We start from the raw sequence: 25,889 nt of genomic DNA, 5'->3' as shown, positions 1-25,889 counted from the left end.
GAGACTAAGCGTGAACGTCCACCTCAGGGGCGTGGGCCGCCGGTCCGGCATGTGGACGCCCGAATAATCGAGGGAGCGTCGGACGACGTACGGCGGCTAGGATCGACACTCGGCGCGCCGTACCGCCATGGTCGCCGTTGTCCGGGGTATCCGGGACCGGAGCCGTCCGAGCAGCCATCGGGGTGATGTGATGACCGGCACGACACTCGACGACTACACCGACAGGTACGCCCGCCGGGTCCGGGGGATGACCGCGTCGGAGATCCGGGCCCTGTTCGCGGTGGCCAGCCGACCGGAGGTCGTCTCACTCGCCGGGGGCGCCCCGTACATCGCCGCGCTGCCGCTGGACGCCGTCGGGGAGATGCTCGGCCGGCTCGGCGCCGAACATGGCAGCACCACCCTGCAGTACGGCATCGGTCAGGGCACCCTGGAACTGCGCGAGCGGATCTGTGAGGTGATGGCCCTCTCCGGCATCGACGCCGCCTGCGGTGCCTCGCCGGAGGACGTGGTGGTGACAGTGGGTGGGCAGCAGGCGCTCGACCTGGTGGCCCGCCTCTTCCTGGACCCGGGTGACGTGGTGCTCGCCGAGGGGCCGACCTATGTCGGCGCACTCGGGGTGTTCCAGGCCGCCCAGGCGCAGGTCGTACACGTGCCGATGGACGACGACGGTCTGATCCCGGCCGCGCTGGAGCTCGCCATCGCGGAGCAGGCCCGGGCCGGACGCCGGGTCAAGTTCCTCTACACCATCCCCACCTTCCAGAACCCGACAGGCGTGACCCTCACCGAGCAGCGGCGGGAACAGGTCCTCGACATCTGCGAGCGCGCCGGGCTGCTGGTGGTCGAGGACGACCCGTACGGCCAGTTGGGCTTCGAGAGCGAGGCGCCCGCGCCATTGCGGGCACGGCGCCGGGACGGCGTCTTCTACCTCAGCACGTTCTCCAAGACGTTCGCCCCTGGGCTGCGGGTCGGCTGGATCCTCGCGCCGCACGCGGTACGCGACAAGCTGGTGATCGCCAGTGAGGCACAGATCCTCTGCCCCAGCGCGTACGCGCAGGCCGCCGTCAGCACGTACCTCGGCACGATGCCCTGGCGCGAGCAGCTCAAGGTCTACCGGGAGGTCTACCGGGAGCGGCGGGACGCGATGCTCGCCGCGCTGGATGACCTGATGCCGGCCGGCACCCGCTGGACCGTGCCCGGCGGGGGGCTGTTCGTCTGGGCCACGCTGCCCGACGGGCTCGACTCAAAGGCGATGATGCCCCGTGCCATCGCCGCGCGGGTCGCCTACGTGCCCGGCACCGGCTTCTACGCCGACGGCAGCGGCAACTGCCACATGCGGCTCAACTTCTCGTTCCCGTCCCCGGAACGGATCCGCGAGGGCGTCCGTCGGCTGGCCAGTGTGATGGAGCAGGACATCGCCATGCGCCGGGTATTCGGCGCGGTCAGCGGGTCCGATGCCCGGCAACGCCGGGCCGGCTGGGACGCACCGGGACCAGACTTGGCATGATGCCCGGCATGGGTGTCACCGCTACTGAAGAACCCGCCGTGTCGGGCCCCGAGACCACCGATCTCCACGTGCTCGTCCTCGCCGGTGGTCTGTCCTACGAGCGTGACGTGTCGCTGCGCTCGGGCCGCCGGGTACTGGACGCGCTGCGCGCCGTCGGAATGCAGGCCGAGCTGCGCGACGCCGACGTCGCTCTGCTGCCGGCGCTGACCGCGGACCCACCGGACGCCGTGGTGATCGCCCTGCACGGCGCCACAGGCGAGGACGGCTCGCTGCGTGGTGTCCTGGACCTCTGCGGTGTCCCGTACGTCGGCTGCGACGCTAGGGCTTCCCGCCTCGCCTGGGACAAGCCGTCGGCGAAGGCCGTGCTGCGGGAGGCCGGCATTGCCACCCCGGACTGGGTCGCCCTGCCGCACGACCGGTTCAGCGAACTCGGCGCGGTGGCGGTGCTGGACCGCATCGTCGACCGGTTGGGGCTGCCGCTCATGGTGAAGCCCGCCCAGGGCGGTTCCGGCCTGGGCGCCGCCGTGGTCCGGGACGCGGCGTCGCTGCCGGCTGCCATGGTGGGTTGTTTCGCGTACGACTCGACGGCGCTCGTCGAGCGGTACGTTCCCGGCATGGACGTGGCGGTCTCCGTCGTCGACCTGGGCGACGGCCCGCAGGCGCTCCCGGCCGTGGAGATCGTGCCCCGCAACGGGGTGTACGACTACGCGGCCCGCTACACCGCCGGCCGGACCACCTGGCACACCCCGGCCCGGCTGGAGCCCTCAGTCGCCGAATCGGTGGCACAGGTCGCCCTGGCCGCACACACCGCCCTCGGTCTGCGTGACCTCAGCCGGGTCGATCTGATCGTCGACTCGGCCGGCCAGCCACACGTACTCGAGGTCAACGTCTCTCCAGGCATGACCGAGACGTCGCTGCTGCCGCTCGCCGTACAGGCCGCCGGTCTCGACTTCGGCCGCATGATCGGCAACCTGGTCGCCCGCGCCGCCGCCCGCTGACATCCCACCCGGACACGACGTCCGGCGGAACCCGCCTGAGACCCTGCCTTCCCGGGCGAACAACGGACAGCATCGCGAGCGCTCATCGACCGCTACCGGCTACCAGCTGGAGCGTGGGCGGATCTGGTCACGGTCAGCCCTGGTCCACATGTCGACGTGCGCCAGGGCGTGCCGTGGGACCGCAGGCTTGTTGCTGACCAACTCCTGGAGCTCAGCCCACCGACGGCGCGGCACGGCCCGTGTCCGGAGTCCCCGCTCGCGCCTGATCCGCCGCTGCCGCCTCCCCCTTCGGCGCACCTTCGGTGGCCCCGCTACTTCCGGTCGCCTCGGCCTTTCCGACTACCTCGACGGTCCCGGCGCTTCCGGTGGCCTCGGTACTCTCGGCTGCTTCGGCGCTCTCGGCCATCTCGGCGCTTCCGGCGCTCTCGGCCGTTGCCTGGGGTTCGGCGGTCTCGGCTGACGAACCGCTGTCGACGGCCTCGGCCTGCCGGCCCGTTGCGCGGGGAGTCGGCTGGCCCGTCGGCTCAGGCGGAGCCTGCTCGGCCGTGTCCACTGCGGTCTGCCGCTGCGGTGCCGCCCCCGTCGTCTGCTCAGGCGCCGAGTCACTCGCCGGCTCCGGACTCCTTCCGTCCGACGCTTCCAGGGTTGTTCCGTCTGACGACTCTGGGCCCACACCCGGGGCGTCAGGCGGTTCCGCTGTCTCGCCGATGGCGTCCAGGAGCGACCCGCCTTCTGCCGGCTTCACCTCAGCCGGCGAGGCCGCCTGCGCAGCCAGGCTGGACGGCGCCTGCCACTGGATTCGGGGCGGCTCAGCGAGCGGTCGCCCGCCAAACTCGGCCAGCCAGGCCGCAACGAGGGCGAGGTTCTCCCGCCACTGCTCCTCGGAGATCGGCGGCAGAATCGAGTCCCAGAGCGACAGGAAGGTCCCACGGAGTTGGAGTCGACCGTAGGGCCGAGCGAGGAACCACATGTGGAGATGGGCGGACCCGTCGCCCCACCGGTTGACGTGCACGCGGGCCACCCCGTCCAGCGATCGGATGGCCCGTTCGAGACGTACCGTCATCACGCCCAGCTCGGCGGCGAGCAGGTTCGGCAGGTCGCCAAGATCTAGGTGTGACCGTGACTCCAGGATGAGGACCATGGGTAGGCCGGTCGGTCGATCCATGGCCCGGACGCGCCACCGTTCACCGACCCAGATGTAGGCCTCGTCGGGTGCCAGGCAGGCGGTGCATTCTCGGTGAGCCTCCCCCTTGCGGGGCGGCTCGACTGCGACCGGATCGGCGAGGGGCTTGACCCGGAGGTCACCCTCGAAGGGGAAGGACGGCCACTGGGTGAAGTCCGGGATTGCGGGAGGGGTGTCTTGCACGACGCTGACCCTAACCGAGTCCTGGACCGCTGTCCCTACCCGAATCGGGTTCAGCTCTCCGGAAGGTTCGTATGGCGGGACGACGAGCCCCGGCGAGTTCTCCCCAGGGTTATCCACAGGCTGGCGGGTTGCTGGATTCGTACCGCGATCCCGGCTCGACAAGGGTTTTCGGCCAATGTTTCACGTGAAACACCGCAAGCCTGTGGACAACCGGTGTGGATAACATCAGCAGCCGGATCGACACCGAGTGACCCGGCCGCGCGTCGTACACCTCACCGGCAACGCCCCGCGGTTTCACGTGAAACGACTTGCTACTTCCGCCCGCGTCGGCGCATGACGGCGTCGTCACCTCATGCCCACCCTCGTCACCGCTCCCGAGCGGCCGGCTGAGGCGTTGAACCTCGGCCGCGCTCAGCACTCTGTCGCGTTTCACGTGAAACACCGGCCCCGTCGTCGGGTGTGACCAGTGAGCGCACATCACACCCGACCGCGTGCGGCCTGTCCGTGGCATCCGGCCACGGCGCCTGCCTCAGAAACACGTTGGCGGATCACGGCGGCCCGCTGCTAGTTTTCCCGAGGCCGTGCGAGAGACCGAGGAGGTGGTACCCGTGAACGTTTCGACATGGGTGCTCCCCTCTGGGGTCACGGTCGGGCGATAGGTCGTCCGGGAGCGCCGTCCACACGAGCACTCCCGAAAGGCACGACCATGCGATTCACCACTGAGCAGCGCCTCGACGACGGCGTCCTCCAACGCGAATTCACCCTCGCCGAGATCCCCGGCATCCTGTGGACGCCCGCCTCCGCATCGGCACCGGTCCCGCTGATCCTGCTCGGCCACCCTCCGCTCGGACTACGCACGATGTACCCCCGCGTGGTGGCGCGGGCCCGACACGTCGCGGCGGAGGGCTTCGCTGCGGCCACCATCGAGCTTCCCGGCAGCGGTGACCGGCCACCTTGGGTCGCCGCCGAGCAGGCCCGCGCCGACCTGCGCCGGGTCACGGAGGCCGGCGAGCCGGTCAGCGACGAGATCATCGACGCCCTCGTCCTTCCCCTCGTCGACAAGGCGGTTCCGGAACTTCAGGTCGCCTTGGACGCCCTTCTGTCGCTGCCCGAAATCGGTGGCCCGGTCGGGTACTCGGGGGGAGTGATCTCCGTCGGCATTCGGCTTGCGGTGGTCGAGCCGCGCATCGTGGCCGCCGGCTTCTTCGCCGGCAGCTTCGTGCCGCGTGTCATGTTCGAGCAGGCCCGACAGGTCACCATTCCGCTGCATGTCCTACTGCAGTGGGATGACGAAGGGAACGATCGGCAGGCGGCCCTGGACCTGTTCGACGCCTTCGGTTCCAAGGAGAAGACACTGCACGCCAACATGGGCGGACACACAGGCGTCCCCCAGTTTGCTGGGGAGGACTCGGCCAGGTTCTTCGCCCGGCATCTGCGCTAGCCCGCGCAACTCGATTCCGACAACCGGCCGCGATTCGCCGCCGGACCCGGGGTGCCGGTCACGGGTTTGCGGCATGTCGTGCCATGGCGATGGCCGGACAGGCCGACATACCGCAACCCGTGAGGGTCCTGGCTCAGGAACGCCCCCGAGGTGCCGCCGGTCCGAACCTGGGGCCCGTCCCAAAGCTGACCGCGACCGTGCGTCGCCGGGGACGGTGGAGCGCCTCAGGGCACGCGGCGAGCGGTGCGCCTCAGGCCCGCGAGGGCCGGGCCGCTGGCACCCTGCCGTGCTGATCTGCTGCGAGCTACCCGGACGACAAGGGCCGCCTCGCCACCATGGACGAGACGGCCCGGTCGGTTCTGTAGCTCAGTCTCCCGGATCTTCGGGTTCTACTCCGATGATGCCGACGATCCGCTCCAGGTCGTCGACGGTCGCGAACTCGATTGTGATTTTGCCCTTGCTCCGCCCGATGTCGACCTTCACGCGGGTGTCGAACCGGTCGGAGAGGCGGTCGGCCAGATCGGTGAGCGCCGGCGCGTGCGGCTTGGGGCGGCGCTTCGCCGACTCCTTCTTTCCCGGTCCGTCGCTGAGCGCGAGTGCGACGATCTCCTCGGTCGCCCGGACCGACAGGCCCTCGGCGACGATCCGCAACGCCAGCTGCTCCTGCGTCTCCGCATCCTCAAGGCTCAGCAGGGCCCGTGCATGGCCGGCGGAGAGCACACCGGCAGCCACGCGTCGCTGCACCGGCGCCGGCAGGTTCATCAGCCGGATGGTGTTCGAGATCTGCGGTCGGCTGCGACCGATGCGCCTGGCGAGTTCCTCGTGGGTGGCCCCGAACTCCTCCAGCAGCTGCTGATAGGCGGCCGCCTCTTCCAGCGGGTTGAGGTTCGCCCGGTGGATGTTCTCCAGCAGCGCGTCTCGCAGCATGGCGTCGTCTCGGGTGTCCCGCACGATCGCCGGGATGTTCTCCCGGCCCACCGCCTGCGCGGCTCGCCACCGGCGCTCACCCATGACGAGTTCGAACTTCTCGCCGTCGAGCTGTCGCACCACGATCGGCTGAAGAAAGCCGACCTCCTGGATGGAGGTCTTCAGTTCCTCCAGGGCCTCCTCGTCGAATACCTGGCGAGGCTGCTTGGGGTTGGGCACGATCGAGTCGACCGGGATCTCCGCGAAGCGCGCACCGGGCACCGGGCTCAGCGTCGACTCAGGCTCGATCGTCTGGGTCGACACCGGCATGGCGGCAGGTGCCGCGACGGTCGGCGATCCGCTCGCCCCCGTCGAGGGCGCGCCGACGCCGACGCCGACGCCGGCGTCCGGCGCTGGCCCGGTCGGAATGAGCGCCCCCAGGCCCCGTCCCAGACCGCCCCGTGGACGGTTCTTCATGCCACGCCTCCCAGCGCCTCGTCCCCACTACGCATTCCGGCTCACCGGCTCCTTGACGCCCCGCTCGGCGATCTCCTGCGCGGCCTCGAAGTAGCTCGTCGCACCCCGAGAACCGGGATCGTAGGTCATCACCGACTGGCCGTAGCTGGGTGCCTCGGAGACCCGCACGTTACGCGGGATCACCGCTTGGAGCACCTTGTCTCCGAAGTGGTTCCGGACGTCCTGCTCGACCGCGTCGGCGAGCCGGGTACGGCGGTCGTACATGGTGAGCAGGATCGTGGAGACCTCAAGCCGCGGGTTCAGGTGCTGACGAACCAGATTGATGTTGTTGATGAGCTGGTTGAGCCCTTCGAGCGCGTAGTACTCGCACTGGATGGGAATGAGCACCTCCTGCGCGGCCACCAGCGCGTTGACCGTCAACAGGCCGAGAGACGGCGGGCAGTCGATGAAGACGTAGTCGAAGTGCCCCGGGTACGCGGTGATGGCCCGGTCCAGCCGCGACTCGCGGGCCACCACGGACACCAACTCGATCTCGGCACCGGCAAGGTCGATGGTGGCCGGGACGCACCAGAGGTTCGGGATGCCCTCGACCGCCTGGGTCACGTCCTCCAGCGGGACACTGTTGATCAAACAGTCGTAGACGTCCGGCACGCCTGTGTGGTGCGGCACGTTCAGACCGGTCGAGGCGTTCCCCTGCGGGTCGAGGTCGACCACCAGCACCCGGTTGCCGTGCAGGGCCAGCGCCACCGCGAGGTTCACGGTTGTGGTGGTCTTACCCACGCCGCCCTTCTGGTTCGCGACGCACATGACCCGGGTCCGGTCCGGCCGAGGCATTGTCACCTCGCCACTGGGATTCAGGATCTGCACGGCGCGCATCGCCTCCATAGCCAACGGTGGGTCATCCTCTTCGCGCGTCGGGGTTTCACGTGAAACGTACGCGGCCTCGGTTACGGCTGACGCATACGACGCGGCCGCAGGCGCGGGCGTGTCGGAAGCCGGTCGAGGGTCCGGCACCGTCCCGGAGGTCGGGGGGTGCGCCGCCGCCGCTTCGAGCCGAGCGGAGGCGGACGGGTTCCGGCGGATCGGAATCACCCGCGCGTCGGGTGACGCGTTGACCGGCCGGCCACTCGCATCCGCGCCATCGCGCCCCTCTCCGGTCGCCGACCACGGGACACCCGACGTCGGTGCGTTCCGACCGGGTTCCGGTGGGCTCTGCGGCACCTCGGAGGGCCGCCAGTTCGGATATTCGGTTTCACGTGAAACAGGGTCACCAGCGGACCCGGTCACGCGCGGATCGTCGTACCTGCCGTCGTCATGCACCTGTCATCCCTGCCCGCTTCGGATGGTCGGTCCGCACCCGTCCAACCGGGCCACTCGCGCTCTCTCCGCAGAGGTACCGCCCGGCGGGAGCGGTCAGGCCCCGGAGGGAGATCCATCGCCGCCCGCTCCACACTATCGACGCGCGGCCAGCCTACGGCGCATGGGCGCGGCCGGTCCACGTCGGGTTCGTAACCTGCCGGTCGCGGCGCGCACGGACAACAGGCCGACACCGCTGCGGGCACGCAGAATGGCGCGGCGTACGACCGGTTCAGCCGCGCGAGCGACAAGCGAAGCAGCAGCCGGACCGGCAGCCCTACCGCCGCCGTGACCGTGACTTCCTGGACGACGTCCGACGCGCCGGCCCGACGGTACGCTCCCGGACGATCTCGACCACGGTGGTCGGTGGATCCACGATCCCCTCGCCGCACCGGTGCAGCACCGGTCGACCACCACCGAGGCGGTGCACCGCCTCGGCGTGCTCCGCAATCTCCTCCGCCGCCGACGCACCCTTCAACGCGAGGAGTCGACCGCCGGTCCCGGTCAGCGGCAGACACCAGCCCGCCAGTCGGTCCAGCGGTGCCACCGCGCGGGCGGTGACCACGTCGCCGGGCACGGCCTCCGACTCCGCCGCCTCCTCGGCTCTACCGCGGAACACCCGTACGGAGTCGGCGAGACCGAGTTCCGCCACCGCCTCCTCCAGGAAGACGGTACGGCGGGCCAGCGGTTCGACGAGCGTCACCGCCAGGTCGGGCCGGGCGATGGCGAGCACCAGGCCGGGCAGCCCGGCACCCGATCCCACATCCAGTACGGACGCGCCCGAAGGGATCAGTTCGGCCACCGTCGCGCAGTTCAGCAGGTGGCGATCCCAGATCCGGGGTGCCTCGCGTGGACCGATGAGTCCTCGTACCACTCCGTCGGTGGCGAGCAGTTCGGCGTAGGCAGCCGCGACATCGAGGCGTTCACCGAAGAGCCGGCGTGCCGCTCCGGCCAGTTCGGGCGGCAGCACCGCCACGGAGGGCTGAGGCGCAACAGCCGGCGGCCCGGGCGGCGTACCACCCGGGCCGGACGCGGCAACGCCTCTGGCGTCGTCTTGAGTCACCCGTCAGTCCGCGGGACGGACGACGATGCGCCGGCTGGGCTCGACGCCCTCGGACTCGCTCTCCACGCCGTCGATCGCGTTGACGACATCGTGGACGCACTTGCGCTCGAAGGCGGACATCGGCTCCAGCCGCACCGCCTCACCGTGCTCCTTGACCTTCTCGACGGCGTTACGGGCGACCGCCGCCAGTTCCTTACGCCGGTTGGCCCGGTACCCGCCCACGTCGAGCAGCAGCCGGCTCGGCGAACCGGTCTGCCGGAACACCGCGAGCCGGGCCAGTTCCTGAAGTGCTTCGAGGGTGGCACCGCGCTGGCCGACGAGGTTCTGCAGGCGACCGCCGACGACCTCGACCACCGGCCGGCCACCCGACACCAGCTCGTCGATGTCTCCGTCGTAGTCGAGGATGTCGAGCAGCCCCTCCACGTAGTCGGCCGCGATCTCGCTCTGCCGGAACAGGTCGCCTTCGCCGGCAGCCTTGCTCGGTGCCTCGGCGTCGGTTTCCTCCGGCTCGCCCACGACCGGAGCCGCCGTGGTCGGCTCCTCGTCGTCCAGGGGCTGTTCGGCGCGGGGGATGCTGGTGTCGGTCACGGTGTCATCTCCGTACTCGCTCGGCCGGACCTCGGGTCCGCTGGTTTCCCGCGGCCGGCGGGACGTCGCCGGTGCCCACGGGCACGTCTGTAGGGCAGTCTCGCCCGTCCGCCACCGCACGCGTGGCGCTTCGCGCTCCGGCGCCGGCCTGACGGCGGCCGCACGGCGCGCAACGGGCCGCCGCCGGTCTCCCGGCGGCGGCCCGGACGATTCAGCCCTGCCGCTTGGCGGGGCGGCCCTTCTTCGGGTTGACCGGCTTGGCACCCGGCTTCGGGCCGGCGATCTTCGGCGCGGCCGGGGGCGGCGGCACGGCAGCCGGCTTGCTGCGGCCGAAGAGCCCGCCGGACTTCGCCGGCTGTGCCCCGTTACGGGCGGAGGCACCCGGCTTTGCGCTGGTGGCGGTCACCGGCGGCGGGAACTTGCGCAGTACCCACTGCTGCTGCCCGAGGGTGAACAGGTTGTTGGTGACCCAGTAGATGATCACACCGATCGGGAAGATGGCACCGGAGACCAGCAGCGACAGCGGGATGCCGTAGAGCATCAGACGCTGGATCATGCGCTGCTGCGGGTCTTCCGCCCAGCCCGTCTTGAGGATCATCTGGCGGCTGGTGAGGTACGTGGTACCCATCATCACCAGCACCAGGACACCGGCCATGATCTTCACGACGGTGCCGTTGGCACCGAGCTGCGCCAGCTCCGCCGCGGTCGAGCCGAACTTGCTGGCGATCGGGGCGGTGAACAGAGTCGCGTCGGAGGCGCTGTTGAACTGGTCGACGGTCCAGCCGTAGATGTCCTTGTTGTTCTTCGCCGGGTCCGGGTTGAGGCGGCGCAGGACGTGGAAGAGGCCGAGGAAGACCGGGATCTGGAGGAACATCGGAAGGCAGCCCATGAGCGGGTTGGCCTTTTCCTTCCGGTAGAGCTCCATCATCTCCTTCTGGAGCGTCTCCCGGTCACCCTTGTGCTTCTCCTGGAGGGCCTTCACCTGCGGCTGGAGCGCCTGCATCGCCCGCTGCGACTTGATCTGCTTGACGAAGACCGGGAACAGGATGACCCGGACCGTCACCACCAGGAAGACGATGGCCAGGATCCATGCCCAGTTGGTGCCGAGGACCGCGGAGTCCGGAATGCCGATGGCGTCCCAGGCCGAATGCCAGGCCAGCAGGATCCACGAGATCGCGTAGTAGATCCAGTCGAGACTCAATTCTCAGGCTCCAGTCACGTCGGCAGGTCGGCGGCCGCCCGGCTCCGGAACCGGGTCGTATCCACCAGGATGGAATGGGTGGCAGCGCGACAGTCGCCGGACCGTCAGACCGGCTCCCCGGAGCGCGCCATGCCGGGCCACCGCCTCCAGGGCGTAGGCACTGCACGACGGGTAGAACCGACAGCGGGCCGGCAACGCCGGACTTATCCACCGACGGTACGCGATGATGGGCAGGGTCAGCACCCGGGCACCCGGGGTAGCCGGGCGGGACGGGGTCTGCTCGGCGCTCATCGGGGCCGCCGACCCCGGCCGGACCGGGCGGCGGCGAGCGCCGCATCCAGGTCGGTGCCGAGCCGCTGATAGGTGGCGTCAGCCGCGGCCGGCAGGGCGCGTACGACGAGGGTGCTTCCGGCCGGCAGGTCGACGAGGCGCTCCCGGGTCAGGTGCCGCAACCGACGGCGGACCCGGTTCCGCACCACCGCCGGCCCGACCGCCTTGGAAACCACGAAGCCGGCGCGGGACAGCTGCGGGGAGATTGCCTCCGCGTTGTCCCGCGCCGGCTTCGGCGCTGTGTTGTCGGATCCGGCTGTGCCCGGCACGGTCAGATGGACGACCAGTGCGCCGCGACCGGCTCGACGGCCACCGCGAACCGCTGCGGCGAAGTCGCTGCTGCGCCGCAGTCGGTGGTCGGCCGCGAGCACGAGCCACGTCCTCCGGAGCGGACCTGACCGGCCTCAGGCCGACAGGCGGGCGCGGCCCTTGGCGCGACGGGTCGAGATGATGGCGCGACCGGCCCGGGTGCGCATGCGCAGCCGGAAGCCGTGGGTCTTCGCGCGCCGGCGGTTGTTCGGCTGATAGGTGCGCTTGCTCACGTCAGGCTCTCCGTTGTCGGACGCCCCGGACGAGTGGATCGCCGGGTCGTGGTGGTCCGGGCCGCCGCTGCGGTGGCCCCGATCGGTGCTGCCCGGCGGTGCGTGACCCCGTGTTGTGCGGTGCGCGACCGTGGGCAGCGAGCACCCATCACCCTAGCAGAGGGCGTGAGAGCAGCCCCTCCAGCCTAGGTCGGGGCGCAATCAGCGTCAAACCCGGCTACTTCGGCGGTGAGCTGCGGCGAAAGGCGACCGAAGCGGTGGTTTTCACGGATGCCGACAGGAGCGAGGCGCGTCGGCGGTTGAAGACGCGCCGACAACGCTGTTACCGTGCCCGATTGCGGTCAGCGTCGGAGTTTCGCCGATGTCGCCGGCAGGCAAGACCGGACACGGTAGTGAATCGTTCGGCACGGTGAACCCCGCTTCAGTGCCCAGCCACGGCAGGGGGCAGGTCCGACCCGCGCCCGGCGGGCGGCCACAATCGGTCGGTACACAGGCTGTGGATAACTTGTGGAGAACGACCGGGTGCGGCAATCGGGTGGGTGGCGTCAACTCGCCCGCCGGTACGGGGCCACCGGGAGACGGCGGCGTCCGGGAGCAGAGGCGAGGGGGTGGCACGACGGTGGCCGGTACGACCGACCTTGCCGCGGTGTGGACGGCGACGACCGACGAACTCGCCGACGAGATCATTTCCGCGCAGCAGCGGGCGTACCTGCGGCTGACCCGACTGCGGGCGATAGTCGAGGACACCGTCCTGCTCTCCGTGCCGGACGCCTTCACCCGGGACGTGATCGAGTCCCGACTGCGCCCGGCCATCACCGAGGCGCTCACCCGCCGGCTGGGCCGACCGATCCAGGTAGCCGTCACCGTCCGGGTACCCGAGGACGGACGGACCACCGGCACCGTCTACCGCAGCACGCCCGAATCGGATTCCGTCGACCACGGTCCCGGTGAGGCCGACGGTCGGTCGACAGGTCCCGCGCCCGGAGCCGAGGGCGGGCGGCAACTCCCGCTGATTCCCGAGCAGCCGCACCCCGGTCGCTTCGACCGCCCCCCACCACCTGACACCTCACCGGTCCAGGACGGTGCCCGTACCGGTCCCGGTGCCTCCGACGGTCAGGACACCCTCTTCGGTGCCGGGTTCGGCGAGCCCGTCCGGCCGGCGGAGAGCGCCGCAGGGCGGGCGCAGGAGCGGTTGGGCTTCACCGAACAGGCCGGGCACCTGGACCGACCGACCGCCAACCCGCGCGGTTTCGCGTCCCGCTACGGCGACGAGCCCGGCGTCTCGCCCCGCGATCAGCACGTGATCCGGGCGATACCGACGGACGGGGGCACCGACAGTGGCCCCGGCCGCAGCGGGCCGGACCAGCGACCGGCCGGCCGGGACGATCGGCGGCTGCCGACCGGTGCGGACAGCGGCGGCAACCGGCTCAACCCGAAGTACATGTTCGAGACGTTCGTCATCGGCTCGTCCAACCGTTTCGCGCACGCCGCGTCCGTGGCGGTGGCCGAGTCCCCGGCGAAGGCGTACAACCCGCTGTTCATCTACGGCAGCTCCGGGCTGGGCAAGACCCACCTGCTGCACGCCATCGGCCACTACGCCACGACACTGGGTAACGCCCGCTCGGTCCGGTACGTCTCGACCGAGGAGTTCACGAACGACTTCATCAACTCGCTCCGGGACGACAAGACGAGCGCCTTCCAGCGCCGCTACCGCGACGTCGACATCCTGCTGATCGACGACATCCAGTTCCTGGAGAACCGCGAGCGGACCCAGGAGGAGTTCTTCCACACCTTCAACACGCTGCACAACGCCAACAAACAGATCGTGATCACGTCCGACCGTTCGCCCAAACAGCTGGCGACCCTGGAGGACCGGCTGCGGACCCGCTTCGAGTGGGGTCTGCTCGCCGACATCCAGCCGCCGGACCTGGAGACCCGGATCGCGATCCTGCAGAAGAAGGCAGCGCAGGAGCGGCTGTACGCCCCACCGGACGTGCTGGAGTTCATCGCCTCCCGGGTCTCGAACTCGATCCGGGAACTGGAGGGGGCGCTGATCCGGGTCACCGCGTTCGCCAGCCTGACGAGGTCGAACGTGGAGCTGTCGCTGGCCGAGGAGGTGCTCCGGGACTTCATCCCGGACGGCGCCGGGCCGGAGATCACCGCCGACCAAATCATGGTCTCCACCGCCGACTACTTCGGGGTGAGCCTGGAGGACCTGCGCGGGCACTCCCGGTCGCGGGTGCTCGTGAACGCCCGCCAGGTCGCCATGTACCTCTGTCGCGAGCTGACCGACCTGTCGCTGCCCCGGATCGGCCAGGCGTTCGGCGGCCGCGACCACACCACCGTGATGCACGCCGACCGCAAGATCCGCCAACAGATGGCCGAACGGCGCTCGCTCTACAACCAGATCGCCGAACTGACCAACCGGATCAAGCAGAACACCTGAGGAGTACGCCCACCGCCGGTCACGGCGAGGGTCCGACCGGTCACGGTCGGGCCCTTTTTCACACCCGGCTGGTTGACCCTCAACGAGGTATAGGCCACACCATCGAAGGCGTGTCCACACCGCCTGCCATTCGTTGTCCACAGCTCGTTGTCCACCGACGGTGGATGAACACGTCCCGTCAACACCCGGTTACCCACAGGCTGTGGAGAAACCCTGGGGACAACCTTGTGGACCCCTGTGGACGCCTGGGGACAACCGCAGCCGCTGTCCACCGATCGCCGACCGCCTGTGGGGAAGCTGTTGAAGGTTCTGGGGATGACGGTCGACGAGACGCCATCGACGATCCACAGGTCTGGGGAGAAAGTCGGTGGATTACCGGTGGACAACCGGTGGACGACGGTGGACAACCGTGTGCACGGCGACCGCCTGTGGACCGCCGACCGGGTTCCACCCCCACTCATCCACAGCGAACCCACCTGTGCATAACCTGTCTGACCTGCCCATACTCAAGTTCTCCACAGTTTGCACAGGTGCGATGAAGACGATGAGTTATCTCTTCTAGAAGAATCAAAAACCAATCATCACCGTTGGACTTCCTGTGGATCGTTGGACAGCTGCCGGACAGACCCGTCAGCAGCGACACGATGCACGGGGTCGGGCACACAGCCGATACGCTCGCGCCCTAAGGTGCGAGGGGTACCCGCACGCCAGGCGGTTCGGTGGGCAGCGTCCGGCATGAGAGAGTTGACGACGTCGACGTCGACGCGGAGGCAGTTATGAAATTCCGAGTGGAGCGCGACGCGCTCGCCGAAGCCGTGGCCTGGACCGCCAAGAGCCTGCCCAACCGGCCGTCCGTACCGGTGCTGGCCGGGGTGCTGCTCCGGGTCACCGACGGCAGCCTGCAGGTCTCCGGCTTCGACTACGAGGTCAGCAGCCAGGTCACCGTGGAGGTGCAGGGCGACGCCGACGGCGCCGCGCTGGTCTCCGGTCGGCTGCTGGCCGAGATCACCAAGGCGCTGCCGGCAAAGCCCGTCGACATCGCCGCAGTCGGCGCGCACCTCGAACTGGTCTGTGGCAGCGCCCGGTTCACCCTGCCCACCATGCCGGTGGAGGACTACCCCACGCTGCCCGAGATGCCGGCCAGCGCCGGCACTGTCGACGCCGCCGCGTTCGCCGCAGCGGTGGCACAGGTGGCCGTCGCCGCCAGCCGGGACGAGACGCTGCCGATGATGACAGGCGTACGCGTCGAACTCTCCGGCGGCAACCTGGCCATGCTCGCCACCGACAGGTACCGGCTGGCCCTGCGCGAGATGGAGTGGAACCCCGACGACCCGGAGATCAGCCTCAACGCGCTGGTCCCCGCCCGGACGCTCAACGACACCGCCAAGACCCTCGGCCCCCTCGGCGGCCAGGTCGTGCTGGCCCTGTCCCAGGGCGCCGCCGGCGAAGGCATGATCGGTTTCTCCGGTGGCACCCGACGCACCACCAGCCGACTGCTCGACGGCGCCAACTACCCGCCGGTCCGATCGCTCTTCCCGGCCAGCCACAACGCCGAGGCCCGGGTACCGGTCAGCACCCTCATTGAGGTGGTCAAGCGGGTCGCCCTGGTTGCCGAGCGCGCCACCCCCGTACTACTCAGCTTCAGCGCCGACGGACTGGTGGTGGAGGCCGGTGGCACCGAGGAGGCCCGGGCCAGCGAGGCCATGGAGGCCAGCTTCACCGGTGAGCCACTGACCATCGGGTTCAACCCGCAGTACCTCATCGACGGACTGTCCAACCTCGGCACCCAGTTCGCCGTACTGCACTTCGTCGACGCCTTCAAGCCCGCGGTGATTTCCCCCGCCGGCGAGGATGGCGAGCTCATCGGTGGGTACCGGTACCTCATCATGCCGATCCGCGTGTCCCGCTGACCCGGCAGCGCACGTACCGCACCCACGAAAGGTCACCAGAGATGCAGCTCGGCCTGGTAGGACTCGGCCGGATGGGCGGCAACATGCGCGAACGGCTGCGCACCGCCGGTCACGAGGTCGTCGGTCTGGACCACAACCTGGAGCGCAGCGACGTCGCCAGCATGGCTGAACTGGCCGAGAAGCTGGACGCCCCACGGGCGGTGTGGGTGATGGTGCCCGCCGCCGTCACCGACGCCACGATCGACGAGGTCGCCGCCGTGCTCGGCGACGGCGATCTGATCATCGACGGCGGCAACTCGCGGTTCAGCGAGGACGCGCCCCGCGCCGAACGGCTGCACGAACGCGGCATCGGCTACGTCGACGTCGGGGTCTCCGGCGGGGTGTGGGGCCGGCAGAACGGCTACGGCCTGATGGTCGGCGGCGCCCAGGAACACGTCGACCGGCTGATGCCGATCTTCGACGCGCTCAAGCCCGAAGGCGAGTTCGGCTTCGTGCACGCCGGGCCCGTCGGCGCCGGCCACTACGCCAAGATGGTGCACAACGGCATCGAGTACGGCCTGATGCACGCCTACGCCGAAGGCTACGAGCTGATGACCGCCTCCGAGCTGGTGACGAACGTGCCCGGCGTGTTCAAGTCCTGGCGCGAGGGCACAGTGGTCCGCTCCTGGCTACTCGACCTGCTCGACCGGGCCCTCGACGAGGACCCGGAGCTGACCCAGCTCAGCGACTACACCGAGGACACCGGCGAGGGACGCTGGACGGTGGACGAGGCGGTCCGTCTCGCCGTGCCGCTCAACGTCATCACCGCCTCGCTGTTCGCCAGGTTCGCCTCCCGGCAGGACGACTCCCCGGCACTCAAGGCCGTCTCCGCGCTGCGCCAGCAGTTCGGCGGACACGCCGTACGCAAGCCCTGACCGGCACCGCGACCCCGTGTACGTCCGCCGGCTCGAACTTGTCGACTTCCGCTCCTACGAGCGGATCGGCATCGACCTCGAACCGGGCCCGAACGTCCTGATCGGCGCCAACGGCGTCGGCAAGACCAACCTGGTCGAGGCGCTCGGCTACGTCGCGACCCTCGACTCCCACCGGGTCGCCACCGACGCCCCGCTGGTCCGGATGGGCGCCACCGCAGCGGTGATCCGCTGCGCCGTGGTGCACGACGGCCGCGAACTCCTGGTGGAGCTGGAGATCGTCCCGGGCAAGGCCAACCGGGCGCGCCTCGGCCGCTCCCCGGCCCGCCGGGCTCGGGACGTGCTGGGCGCGCTGCGGCTGGTGCTCTTCGCCCCGGAGGATCTCGAACTGGTCCGGGGCGACCCGGCCGAACGCCGCCGCTACCTAGACGACCTGCTGGTGCTGCGCCAACCCCGCTACGCCGGGGTGCGCGCCGACTACGAGCGGGTGGTCAAGCAACGCAACGCGCTGCTGCGCACCGCGTACCTCGCCCGCAAGACCGGCGGCTCACGGGGCGGGGACCTGTCCACCCTCGCCGTCTGGGACACCCACCTGGCCCGGCACGGCGCCGAACTGCTCGCCGGACGGCTGGAACTGGTCGCCGCCCTGGCGCCGCATGTGACGAAGGCGTACGACGCGGTGGCCGCCGGCCGGGGCGCGGCGGGAATCGCGTACCGACCGTCGGTGGACCTGACCGAGCCCACCACCGACCGCGAAACCCTCGCGACGGTGCTCACCACCGCGCTTGAGGAGTCCCGCTCCGCCGAAATCGAACGGGGCACCACCCTGGTTGGCCCACACCGCGACGACCTCACCCTCACCCTCGGCCCGCTACCGGCCAAGGGCTACGCCAGCCACGGCGAATCCTGGTCGTACGCGCTCGCGCTCCGGCTGGCCGGCTACGACCTGCTGCGCGACGACGGCATCGAACCGGTGCTGGTGCTCGACGACGTCTTCGCCGAACTGGACGCCGGTCGACGCGACCGGCTCGCCGAACTGGTGAGCGGCGCCAGTCAGCTCCTGGTGACCTGCGCGGTCGCCGACGACGTGCCAGCCGCGCTGCGCGGCACCCGCTACGAGGTGACGGAGGGGGCGGTGCGTCGTGCCGACTGACCCGGAACCGCCGGACAGCGCACCCCAGCGGCAGCCGCGTGGCTCGGCTGCGGGACGCGGTGCGCGTACCGCCAGGAAGGGTGGCACTGGCGACGGCGGCCGAACCGACAAGCCCGCCGGCCGCCCGGCGGAGCCGCCAGCCGCAGCGCCCACGGCGGAGGCCGGCGGCACCGCGCCGGTGACCGGCGACGGCGAGGACGTCTCCGGCCCGCAACTGGCACGCGCGGTCCTCGACGCGGCGAAGGCGCGGCGGCAGGCCGCCGGCCGACCCCGCCGCACCGCGACCGGGGGTGGCGACGGCGAGCGACGGCTGCGCGGCTACTCCGGTCCCGGCCCGGACCCGCGTGACCCGCAGCCGCTCGGCGCGGTGCTCAACCGGCTGGTGAAGGCCCGTGGCTGGCAACAGCCGGCCGCCGAGGCCACCGTCTTCGGCGCCTGGGAACGGGTGGTCGGCTCGGAGGTCGCCCAGCACAGCCGACCGGTGAAGCTGGAGAACGGCGAACTGACAGTCGAGGCCCGCTCCACGGCCTGGGCGACGCAGCTACGGCTGCTCGCCGGTTCGCTGTTGCAGCAGATCGCCCGCGAGGTCGGCCAAAACGTGGTCCGCAAACTGCACATCCACGGCCCGGCCGCCCCGTCCTGGTCACGTGGGCCACGCCGGGTACGCGGCCGGGGCCCCCGCGACACCTACGGCTGACCGCGGGGGCGGCGTCCCGGAACCGTGGCTACGTCTGGGCCGCTCGGCGCGGGGCCGCCGACTCGGCGTAGATGGCGAAGCCGTTGTCGGCGCACCGCCTGTAGAAGGCGGCCAGCACGCTCAGCTCCGCGCAGGTGAAGGTCCACTGCGGCGCGGCGCCACTGTCGTCGAGCAGCGCGTCGAGCCGGCTGTCCAGCCAACGTAGCTGCTGCTCCGCCAGGCGGCCGTCGGCCAGCAGCGAACGCAGCACCGTACCCACCGACTCGAAGGTGACCGCCTCGCCGTGCGGCCGGTGTGCGGCGACGAACCGTTCGATGCCGCCCGCGATCCAACCGCACCCGTCCGGATCGATCACCGGGTCCTCGTCCTCGGCGGCGGCGTCTGTGGCGTAGAGCACACCATCGAGTCCGAGGATCAGATCCACCACTTCCGTGTACGCGGTGGCTCGGACCGAGCCTGTCTTCGCGATCAGCTCGGCGAGCGCGGCGGTCGGTGCCGAGATCCCCGGCACGTCGACGATGTCGCCGAAGTCGACGAACTCGGCCGGTGCGACCGGGTCGTAGAAGCGGCCGGTCCGCGGCCACTGAACCGCGACGTTGTCCAGCCCCATCTGGTGTCACCTCTCAAGGCACGGGCGAGTGGATCGGGTCGATCGTCCGGTTCCAACGTTGAAAGATCAAGGCCGGTACGGCAACCCGAGAGTCACGGATCGCCCGTCCCGGCCCGTACCGGACGGTACCGCCCACCTCTCACCGTCTGAGTCGGGCGCGTCGTCACGCGGCAGATTCGTTGATCATGCCGTGGCGTGTAGGGGGAGTCGCGGACAGCACGATTCGGCCCGCTACGGAGATCTGAGCCGCTGCGAAGGGGTGCCGAGTGGTGGTTCTATCGCCCGCGCACAGTAAGATTGGCGTGAGACGAAGACCCGGTGCGGAGTGACGGGTCACGGGCCCGGTGCGGGCCCGCGATCATCCGTCCGACTCGGGTCGAGCCGATCGCGATCCGCGGGCAACCGCGGCGACCGGCGCGTTCGACCCGTACCCCGGAATTGTCCCCGGTGCCGGTCCGCGTGCCGACGTCGCGTCTGTCCGCCGAACCCGCGTTCGACGTGCCCCACGGCGCGCCGGGCGCGAGAAAGTGGCCGAGGGTGGCAGCGCAGGAAAATCAGCAGTACGGCGCCGAGTCGATCACCGTCCTCGAAGGGCTGGAGGCGGTCCGCAAGCGGCCCGGCATGTACATCGGGTCCACCGGCGAACGCGGCCTGCACCACCTCGTGTGGGAGGTCGTCGACAACGCGGTGGACGAGGCGCTGGCCGGCCACTGCGACACCATCGACGTGGTGCTGCTCGCCGACGGCGGCGTCCGGGTCACCGACAACGGCCGCGGCTTCCCGGTCGACCTGCACCCCAAGCTCAAGAAGCCGGGCGTCGAGGTGGCCCTGACCGTCCTGCACGCGGGCGGCAAGTTCGACGGCAAGGCGTACGCGGTCTCCGGCGGCCTGCACGGCGTCGGCGTCAGCGTGGTGAACGCCCTCTCCACCAAGATGGCTGTGGAGATCCACAAGACCGGCTTCGTCTGGCGGCAGGAGTACCACCACTCCAAGCCGACCGAGCTGCTGAAGGGCGAGACCACCGACCGCACCGGCTCGGCCGTCTCCTTCTGGCCCGACCCGGACGTCTTCGAGACCGTCGACTTCGACTTCCAGACGATCTACCGCCGGCTCCAGGAGATGGCCTTCCTGACCCGTGGCCTCACCATCCACCTGCTGGACGAGCGGGTCGCGGAGGGCGAGGAAGGCAAGCTGCGCGAGGTCACCTTCAAGTACGACGGCGGTATCGCCGACTTCGTCCGCCACCTCAACGCCTCGAAGACCCCGATCCACAAGACGGTGATCGAGTTCGGTGCCGAGGAGGAGGGCATGGCGCTCGAGATCGCCATGCAGTGGAACGAGTCGTACGGCGAGTCGGTCTACACCTTCGCCAACAACATCAACACCCACGAGGGCGGCACCCACGAGGAGGGCTTCCGGGCCGCCTTGACAAGCGTCGTCAACCGCTACGGCGCGGACAAGAAGCTGCTCAAGGGTGACGAGAAGCTCTCCGGTGAGGACATCCGCGAGGGCCTGGCCGCGATCATCTCGGTCAAGCTGACGAACCCGCAGTTCGAGGGGCAGACCAAGACCAAGCTGGGCAACACGCCGGTGAAGAGCTTCGTCCAGCGGGTCTGCAACGACCGACTTGTCGACTGGCTGGACCGCAACCCCGCCGAGGCGAAGATCATCATCACCAAGGCGTCCCAGGCGGCCCGCGCCCGGATCGCCGCCCAGCAGGCCCGCAAGCTGGCCCGGCGCAAGTCTCTGCTGGAATCCGGCTCGATGCCGGGCAAGCTGGCCGACTGCCAGTCCACCGATCCGCGCGAGTCCGAGGTGTTCATCGTCGAGGGTGACTCGGCAGGCGGCTCGGCCAAGCAGGGCCGTGACCCGCGTACCCAGGCGATCCTGCCGATTCGCGGCAAGATCCTCAACGTGGAGAAGGCCCGGATCGACCGGGTGCTGAAGAACAACGAGGTGCAGGCGCTGATCACCGCGCTGGGCACCGGCATCCACGACGACTTCGACATCGAGAAGCTGCGGTACCACAAGATCGTGCTGATGGCCGACGCCGACGTCGACGGCCAGCACATCCAGACGCTACTGCTCACCCTGCTGTTCCGCTTCATGCGCCCGCTCGTCGAGTTGGGTCACGTCTACCTGGCCGCCCCGCCGCTCTACAAGATCAAGTGGAACAAGAAGGGCGACGACGCGCAGTACGCGTACTCCGACCGGGAACGTGACGGGCTGATCGCGCTGCGCCAGCAGAAGAAGGCGAACGCCAAGCCCGACGACATTCAGCGGTTCAAGGGTCTCGGCGAGATGAACTACCCCGAGTTGTGGGAGACCACGATGAACCCGGCCACCCGTACGCTGCGCCAGGTGACCCTGGACGACGCGGCAACCGCCGACGAGCTGTTCAGCGTGTTGATGGGTGAGGACGTGGAGGCGCGCCGCTCGTTCATCCAGCGCAACGCCAAGGACGTTCGCTTCCTGGACATCTGACGGGTACGGCAGCCGGGCCTCGACGAGCGGCCCGGCTGCCGGTCCACAGAGTTATCCACAACTTGGCCGGTATCCACAGCCGTTATCCACAGCACAAAAGCGACACTAAGTCTGATAAGGGTTAACAGTGACCGATTCCCCCGAGTCCACACCTAACGAGCCCGAGGTCCCCGAGGCGCTGGCCGCCGTCGTCTCGCACGACCGGATCGAGCCCGTCGGGCTCGAGGTGGAGATGCAGCGCTCCTACCTCGACTACGCGATGAGCGTCATCGTCGGGCGGGCGCTGCCGGATGTCCGGGACGGGCTCAAGCCGGTCCACCGCAAGATCCTCTACGCCATGTTCGACTCCGGCTACCGGCCGGACCGTGGCTACGTGAAGTGCTCCCGGGTCGTCGGCGACGTGATGGGCCAGTTCCACCCGCACGGCGACTCGGCCATCTACGACGCCCTGGTCCGGATGGCCCAGCCCTGGTCGCTGCGCTACCCCCTGGTCGACGGCAACGGCAACTTCGGCTCGCCCGGAAATGATCCGGCTGCGGCCATGAGGTACTGCGTCACGGCAAATGTCCGCATTCGTGGTGTCAGTGGCAGTGTACGGATCGGCGATGTGGTGCCTGGCGCTGCGCCGGAGAGTGAGACCGACGTGGACCTCAAGGTCCGCGACCGCAACGGCGACCTGGTCCACGCCTCGAAGTTCTTCCACTCCGGCGAGCACCCGACGCTGCGGCTGCGCACCCGCGAGGGGTACGAGCTGACCGGCACCCACAACCACCCGGTGCTCTGCCTGGTGGACGTGGCCGGCGTGCCGACCCTGCTCTGGAAGCTGCTCGCCGAGATCTCCCCGGGCGACCGGGTGGTCCTTCAGCGCAGCGTGCCGGACGAGATCGGCTACCCGATGCTGGAGCACGTCGAGGCGGCTGTGCTTGCGGGTGCCTTCGTCAGTGAGGGCTGGACCTCCGCTGATCGAGTCGGCTTCGACAACTGCGACCGTGAGTTCTTCGTACGCGTCCTGGCTGCCTACGATCTAGCTGTAGGTGGCCGACGCTGGGTCGGCACCGAGACAACCATTACCGGCAAGACGCTGCACAAGCTGCGTGGCTGGACCTCCGATTTTGCGAAGTCGATCCTTGGCGAGCTGGTCGGGGCGCGGAGCGCGGCGAAGTTCGTGCCGGAGTTCGTCTGGCAGGGGCCGGCCGCCATCAAACGGGCCTTCCTCCAGGCGATCTTCGAGGGCGACGGCTCCTCCTCGCTGCTGCCGCGCAACACCATCCAGATCAGCTACTCCACCCGCAGCGAGCGACTCGCCCGCGAGGTCCAGCAACTGCTGCTGGAGTTCGGCGTGATCAGCCGGCAGTGCCGGTACGACAACGGCGAGATCAACGTCGTCGTCACCAACCGCCGGGACGCGCGGGTCTTCGCCGCCCAGGTCGGCTTCCTCGGCCGTAAGCAGGCCAAGCTGGAGGCGGAGCTGGCCTCGGTGCCGGCGAGCAGCACCGCGCTCTCCAGCGACCATGTGCCGCTGGTCGGTGACTTCATCCGCGAACACGGCACGAGCCGGTGGACCGAGCGCGACTGGCTGCGCCGGCACAACGTGGACCGGGTCGAGCGGTGGGAGCGGGACCGCGACGAGATCGCCGCCCGGATCACCAACACCGAGGTGCTCGACGTGGTCGAGCCGCTCGTCGACGGGCGTTTCTACTACGCCGAGGTGGCCGAGGTCGCGGACGCGGGTGTGCAGCCGGTCTACAGCATCCGGGTCGACACCGACGACCACTCGTTCGTCTCCGACGGTTTCGTCAGCCACAACACCGAGTGCAAGCTCGACCCGCTGGCGATGGAGATGCTGCGGGACATCGACGAGGACACCGTCGACCTGCAGGACAACTACGACGGCCGGGCCAAGGAGCCCACCATCCTGCCGTCGCGGATCCCGAACCTGCTGATCAACGGATCCGAGGGCATCGCGGTCGGCATGGCCACCAAGATCCCGCCGCACAACCTGCGGGAGATCGGCGCGGCGGTGCAGTGGTGCCTGGAGCACCCGGAGGCCGACGAGGCCGACACCCTCGAAGCGCTGTTGGAGATCGTCAAGGGTCCGGACTTCCCCACCCACGGTCTGATCGTCGGCCAGTCCGCCATCCAGGACGCGTACCGCACGGGCCGTGGCTCGATCCGGATGCGCGCCGTGGTCGAGGTGGAGGAGGACAAGCGGGGTCGCCCGGCGCTCGTGGTCAGCGAGCTGCCGTACCAGGTGAACCCGGACAACCTGGCCGAGCGGATCGCGGAGCTGATCAAGGAGGGCAAGCTCGCCGGGATCGCGGACATCCGCGACGAGTCCTCCGGGCGTACCGGCATGCGGATCGTGCTGGTGCTGAAGCGCGACGCGGTCGCGAAGGTGGTGCTGAACAACCTCTACAAGCACACCCAGCTTCAGGAGACGTTCGGCGCGAACATGCTGGCGCTCGTCGACGGGGTGCCGCGCACGCTGAACCTGGCGCAGTTCATCCGCTACTACGTCGAGCACCAGATCGAGGTGATCCGGCGGCGGACGGCGTTCCGGCTGCGTAAGGCGGAGGAGCGGGCGCACATCCTGCGCGGCCTGTCCAAGGCGCTGGACGCGCTCGACGAGGTGATCGCCCTGATCCGGCGCTCGCCCACGGTGGAGGACGCCCGGCAGGGGCTGATCCGGCTGCTGGAGATCGACGAGATCCAGGCCACCGCGATCCTGGACATGCAGCTGCGCCGGCTCGCCGCGCTGGAGCGGCAGCGGATCCTCGACGACCTGGCCAAGCTGGAAGTCGAGATCGCCGACCTCAAGGACATCCTGGCCAAGCCGGAGCGGCAGCGGCGGATCGTCTCGGAGGAGCTGGGGGAGATCGTCGCCAAGTGGGGCGACGAGCGACGTACGAAGATCATCCCGTTCGACGGCGAGGTCTCGATGGAGGACCTCATCGCGCGGGAGGACGTGGTCGTCACGATCACCCGGACCGGGTACGCCAAGCGGACCAAGGTTGATCTCTATCGTTCCCAGCGGCGGGGGGGCAAGGGTGTCAGCGGCGCCACGCTGCGGCAGGACGACATCGTCAGCCACTTCTTCGTCTGCTCGACGCACGACTGGATGCTGTTCTTCACGAACAAGGGTCGGGTGTACCGGGCCAAGGCGTACGAGCTTCCGGAGGCCAGTAGGGTGGCCAAGGGCCAGCACGTGGCCAACCTGCTCGCCTTCCAACCGGATGAGCAGATCGCACAGATCATCGAGATCCCGAATTACCAGGTGGCTCCCTACCTGGTCCTGGCGACGAAGAACGGCCTGGTGAAGAAGACGCGGCTTGAGGAGTTCGACTCCAACCGGTCCGGCGGCATCATCGCGATCAACCTGCGCGATGAGGACGAGCTGGTCGGTGCTGCGCTCGCTGGCCCCACCGATGACCTGCTGCTGGTTTCCAAGAACGCCCAGGCGATCCGGTTCAACGCCACGGACGAGGCGCTACGCCCGATGGGTCGGGCCACCTCCGGCGTGATCGGCATGCGCTTCAGCGAGGAAGATGAGCTGTTGGCCATGGAGGTCGTCCGGGAAGGTCTGGACGTCCTGGTGGCCACGAACGGCGGGTACGCGAAACGTACGCCGATCGAGGAATACCCGGTGCAGGGCCGGGGAGGTAAGGGTGTGCTGACTGCGAAGATCACCGAGCGACGCGGTGGTCTGGTCGGCGCTGTCGTGATCGACCCGGACGATGAGCTGTTCGCTATCACCAGTAACGGTGGCGTCATCCGGACTCCGGTGAAGCCTGTACGCCGTACGCGTGACCGGAACACAATGGGGGTCAAGCTGATGGACCTTCCGGACGGCGTGACTATCGTGGCGATTGCTCGCAATGCCGACGAGCCTGACGAACAGGACTAGTT

General features: G+C 69.5%; 19 protein-coding genes and 2 pseudogenes. 11 read left to right on the top strand and 10 right to left on the bottom strand.

Features of this window, described 5'->3' with window-relative positions; genetic code table 11:
• The first annotated feature begins 190 nt into the window (after positions 1–190).
• Positions 191–1,504, top strand: coding sequence for an aminotransferase-like domain-containing protein (locus Van01_RS09650; protein ID WP_204004236.1), 1,314 nt, complete (start codon positions 191–193; stop codon positions 1,502–1,504).
• 8 nt (positions 1,505–1,512) lie between these two features.
• Positions 1,513–2,502 carry a D-alanine--D-alanine ligase family protein gene (locus Van01_RS09645; RefSeq protein WP_204004231.1) on the top strand — a complete coding sequence of 330 codons (990 nt, stop codon included), beginning with the start codon at positions 1,513–1,515 and terminating at the stop codon, positions 2,500–2,502.
• 211 nt (positions 2,503–2,713) lie between these two features.
• Here the strand turns inward: Van01_RS09645 and Van01_RS09640 are convergent, their stop codons facing one another.
• Positions 2,714–3,847 (bottom strand): hypothetical protein, encoded by a 1,134-nt coding sequence (locus Van01_RS09640; RefSeq protein ID WP_308442372.1) that lies wholly within the window; start codon positions 3,845–3,847, stop codon positions 2,714–2,716.
• A gap of 727 nt (positions 3,848–4,574) precedes the next feature.
• Between Van01_RS09640 and Van01_RS09635 the strand changes: the two genes are divergently transcribed.
• On the top strand, positions 4,575–5,309 hold the full coding sequence (locus Van01_RS09635; RefSeq protein ID WP_204004203.1) for an alpha/beta hydrolase: 735 nt from the start codon (positions 4,575–4,577) through the stop codon (positions 5,307–5,309).
• Positions 5,310–5,675: 366 nt separating this feature from the next.
• Here Van01_RS09635 and Van01_RS09630 read toward each other — a convergent pair whose 3' ends face one another.
• The 8 genes from Van01_RS09630 to rpmH all read right to left on the bottom strand — a co-directional run bounded on the left by Van01_RS09630 (position 5,676) and on the right by rpmH (position 11,772).
• Positions 5,676–6,692 (bottom strand): ParB/RepB/Spo0J family partition protein, encoded by a 1,017-nt coding sequence (locus Van01_RS09630; protein WP_204004200.1) that lies wholly within the window; start codon positions 6,690–6,692, stop codon positions 5,676–5,678.
• A gap of 27 nt (positions 6,693–6,719) precedes the next feature.
• On the bottom strand, positions 6,720–8,012 hold the full coding sequence (locus Van01_RS33465) for a ParA family protein (RefSeq protein WP_272491639.1): 1,293 nt from the start codon (positions 8,010–8,012) through the stop codon (positions 6,720–6,722).
• Between the two features lie 313 nt (positions 8,013–8,325).
• Positions 8,326–9,024 carry a 16S rRNA (guanine(527)-N(7))-methyltransferase RsmG gene (gene rsmG / locus Van01_RS09620; protein ID WP_239098967.1) on the bottom strand — a complete coding sequence of 233 codons (699 nt, stop codon included), beginning with the start codon at positions 9,022–9,024 and terminating at the stop codon, positions 8,326–8,328.
• Between the two features lie 90 nt (positions 9,025–9,114).
• A complete protein-coding gene (locus Van01_RS09615) occupies positions 9,115–9,699 on the bottom strand; it encodes a Jag family protein (protein WP_204004168.1) in 585 nt (194 codons plus the stop codon).
• Positions 9,700–9,910: 211 nt separating this feature from the next.
• Positions 9,911–10,900, bottom strand: a complete 990-nt coding sequence (yidC, locus tag Van01_RS09610) for a membrane protein insertase YidC (RefSeq protein ID WP_204004165.1) — start codon at positions 10,898–10,900, stop codon at positions 9,911–9,913.
• A gap of 3 nt (positions 10,901–10,903) precedes the next feature.
• Entirely contained in the window at positions 10,904–11,191 is a 288-nt protein-coding gene (yidD, locus tag Van01_RS09605; RefSeq protein ID WP_099848400.1) for a membrane protein insertion efficiency factor YidD, read from the bottom strand.
• Complete coding sequence (gene rnpA, locus Van01_RS09600; RefSeq protein ID WP_204004162.1) at positions 11,188–11,601, bottom strand: ribonuclease P protein component; 414 nt, start codon at positions 11,599–11,601, stop codon at positions 11,188–11,190. The genes yidD and rnpA overlap by 4 nt, the downstream gene beginning before the upstream one ends.
• 33 nt (positions 11,602–11,634) lie before the next feature.
• Positions 11,635–11,772: a 50S ribosomal protein L34 gene (gene rpmH / locus Van01_RS09595; RefSeq protein WP_013736606.1), complete on the bottom strand. Its 138-nt coding sequence runs from the start codon at positions 11,770–11,772 to the stop codon at positions 11,635–11,637.
• Between the two features lie 619 nt (positions 11,773–12,391).
• Here rpmH and Van01_RS33960 point away from each other — a divergent pair.
• The 6 genes and pseudogenes from Van01_RS33960 to Van01_RS09570 form a co-directional block, all read left to right on the top strand.
• Positions 12,392–12,703, top strand: a pseudogene (locus tag Van01_RS33960) (DnaA N-terminal domain-containing protein); the annotation flags it as partial.
• A 174-nt stretch (positions 12,704–12,877) separates the two neighbouring features.
• Positions 12,878–14,218: pseudogene (gene dnaA, locus Van01_RS09590) on the top strand (chromosomal replication initiator protein DnaA); the annotation flags it as partial.
• Positions 14,219–14,994: 776 nt separating this feature from the next.
• Positions 14,995–16,128, top strand: a complete 1,134-nt coding sequence (gene dnaN, locus Van01_RS09585) for a DNA polymerase III subunit beta (RefSeq protein WP_204004142.1) — start codon at positions 14,995–14,997, stop codon at positions 16,126–16,128.
• Between the two features lie 41 nt (positions 16,129–16,169).
• Entirely contained in the window at positions 16,170–17,042 is an 873-nt protein-coding gene (gene gnd, locus Van01_RS09580; RefSeq protein WP_204004129.1) for a phosphogluconate dehydrogenase (NAD(+)-dependent, decarboxylating), read from the top strand.
• A gap of 16 nt (positions 17,043–17,058) precedes the next feature.
• Positions 17,059–18,192, top strand: coding sequence for a DNA replication/repair protein RecF (recF, locus tag Van01_RS09575; protein ID WP_204004112.1), 1,134 nt, complete (start codon positions 17,059–17,061; stop codon positions 18,190–18,192).
• 178 nt (positions 18,193–18,370) lie between these two features.
• Complete coding sequence (locus tag Van01_RS09570) at positions 18,371–18,889, top strand: DciA family protein (RefSeq protein WP_239098966.1); 519 nt, start codon at positions 18,371–18,373, stop codon at positions 18,887–18,889.
• A gap of 28 nt (positions 18,890–18,917) precedes the next feature.
• Here Van01_RS09570 and Van01_RS09565 read toward each other — a convergent pair whose 3' ends face one another.
• A complete protein-coding gene (locus Van01_RS09565; RefSeq protein ID WP_099848388.1) occupies positions 18,918–19,499 on the bottom strand; it encodes a hypothetical protein in 582 nt (193 codons plus the stop codon).
• A gap of 537 nt (positions 19,500–20,036) precedes the next feature.
• On the opposite strand from Van01_RS09565, the gene gyrB reads away from it, so the two are divergent.
• Together gyrB and gyrA are read left to right on the top strand one after the other, a co-directional pair.
• Complete coding sequence (gene gyrB / locus Van01_RS09560) at positions 20,037–21,983, top strand: DNA topoisomerase (ATP-hydrolyzing) subunit B (protein WP_204004109.1); 1,947 nt, start codon at positions 20,037–20,039, stop codon at positions 21,981–21,983.
• 127 nt (positions 21,984–22,110) lie between these two features.
• The gene (gyrA, locus tag Van01_RS09555; RefSeq protein WP_204004100.1) at positions 22,111–25,887 is read left to right on the top strand and encodes an intein-containing DNA gyrase subunit A; all 3,777 of its coding nucleotides are present in this window, start codon (positions 22,111–22,113) and stop codon (positions 25,885–25,887) included.
• Positions 25,888–25,889 lie beyond the last annotated feature (2 nt).

This window comes from Micromonospora andamanensis (genome assembly GCF_016863495.1).
Lineage (GTDB): Bacteria > Actinomycetota > Actinomycetes > Mycobacteriales > Micromonosporaceae > Micromonospora > Micromonospora andamanensis.
Note: the sequence above shows the minus strand (reverse complement) of the source record. Positions and strands in the feature narration are given on the sequence as shown.

What these genes read in the sequence shown, in the direction of transcription:
- Van01_RS09565 (WP_099848388.1), bottom strand. Translation starts at nt 19,499, where the DNA reads ATGGGGCTGGACAACGTCGCGGTTCAGTGGCCGCGGACCGGCCGCTTC.
- Van01_RS09635 (WP_204004203.1), top strand. Translation starts at nt 4,575, where the DNA reads ATGCGATTCACCACTGAGCAGCGCCTCGACGACGGCGTCCTCCAACGC.
- Van01_RS09645 (WP_204004231.1), top strand. Translation starts at nt 1,513, where the DNA reads ATGGGTGTCACCGCTACTGAAGAACCCGCCGTGTCGGGCCCCGAGACC.
- gnd (WP_204004129.1), top strand. Translation starts at nt 16,170, where the DNA reads ATGCAGCTCGGCCTGGTAGGACTCGGCCGGATGGGCGGCAACATGCGC.
- Van01_RS09630 (WP_204004200.1), bottom strand. Translation starts at nt 6,692, where the DNA reads ATGAAGAACCGTCCACGGGGCGGTCTGGGACGGGGCCTGGGGGCGCTC.
- dnaN (WP_204004142.1), top strand. Translation starts at nt 14,995, where the DNA reads ATGAAATTCCGAGTGGAGCGCGACGCGCTCGCCGAAGCCGTGGCCTGG.
- yidD (WP_099848400.1), bottom strand. Translation starts at nt 11,191, where the DNA reads ATGAGCGCCGAGCAGACCCCGTCCCGCCCGGCTACCCCGGGTGCCCGG.
- Van01_RS09650 (WP_204004236.1), top strand. Translation starts at nt 191, where the DNA reads ATGACCGGCACGACACTCGACGACTACACCGACAGGTACGCCCGCCGG.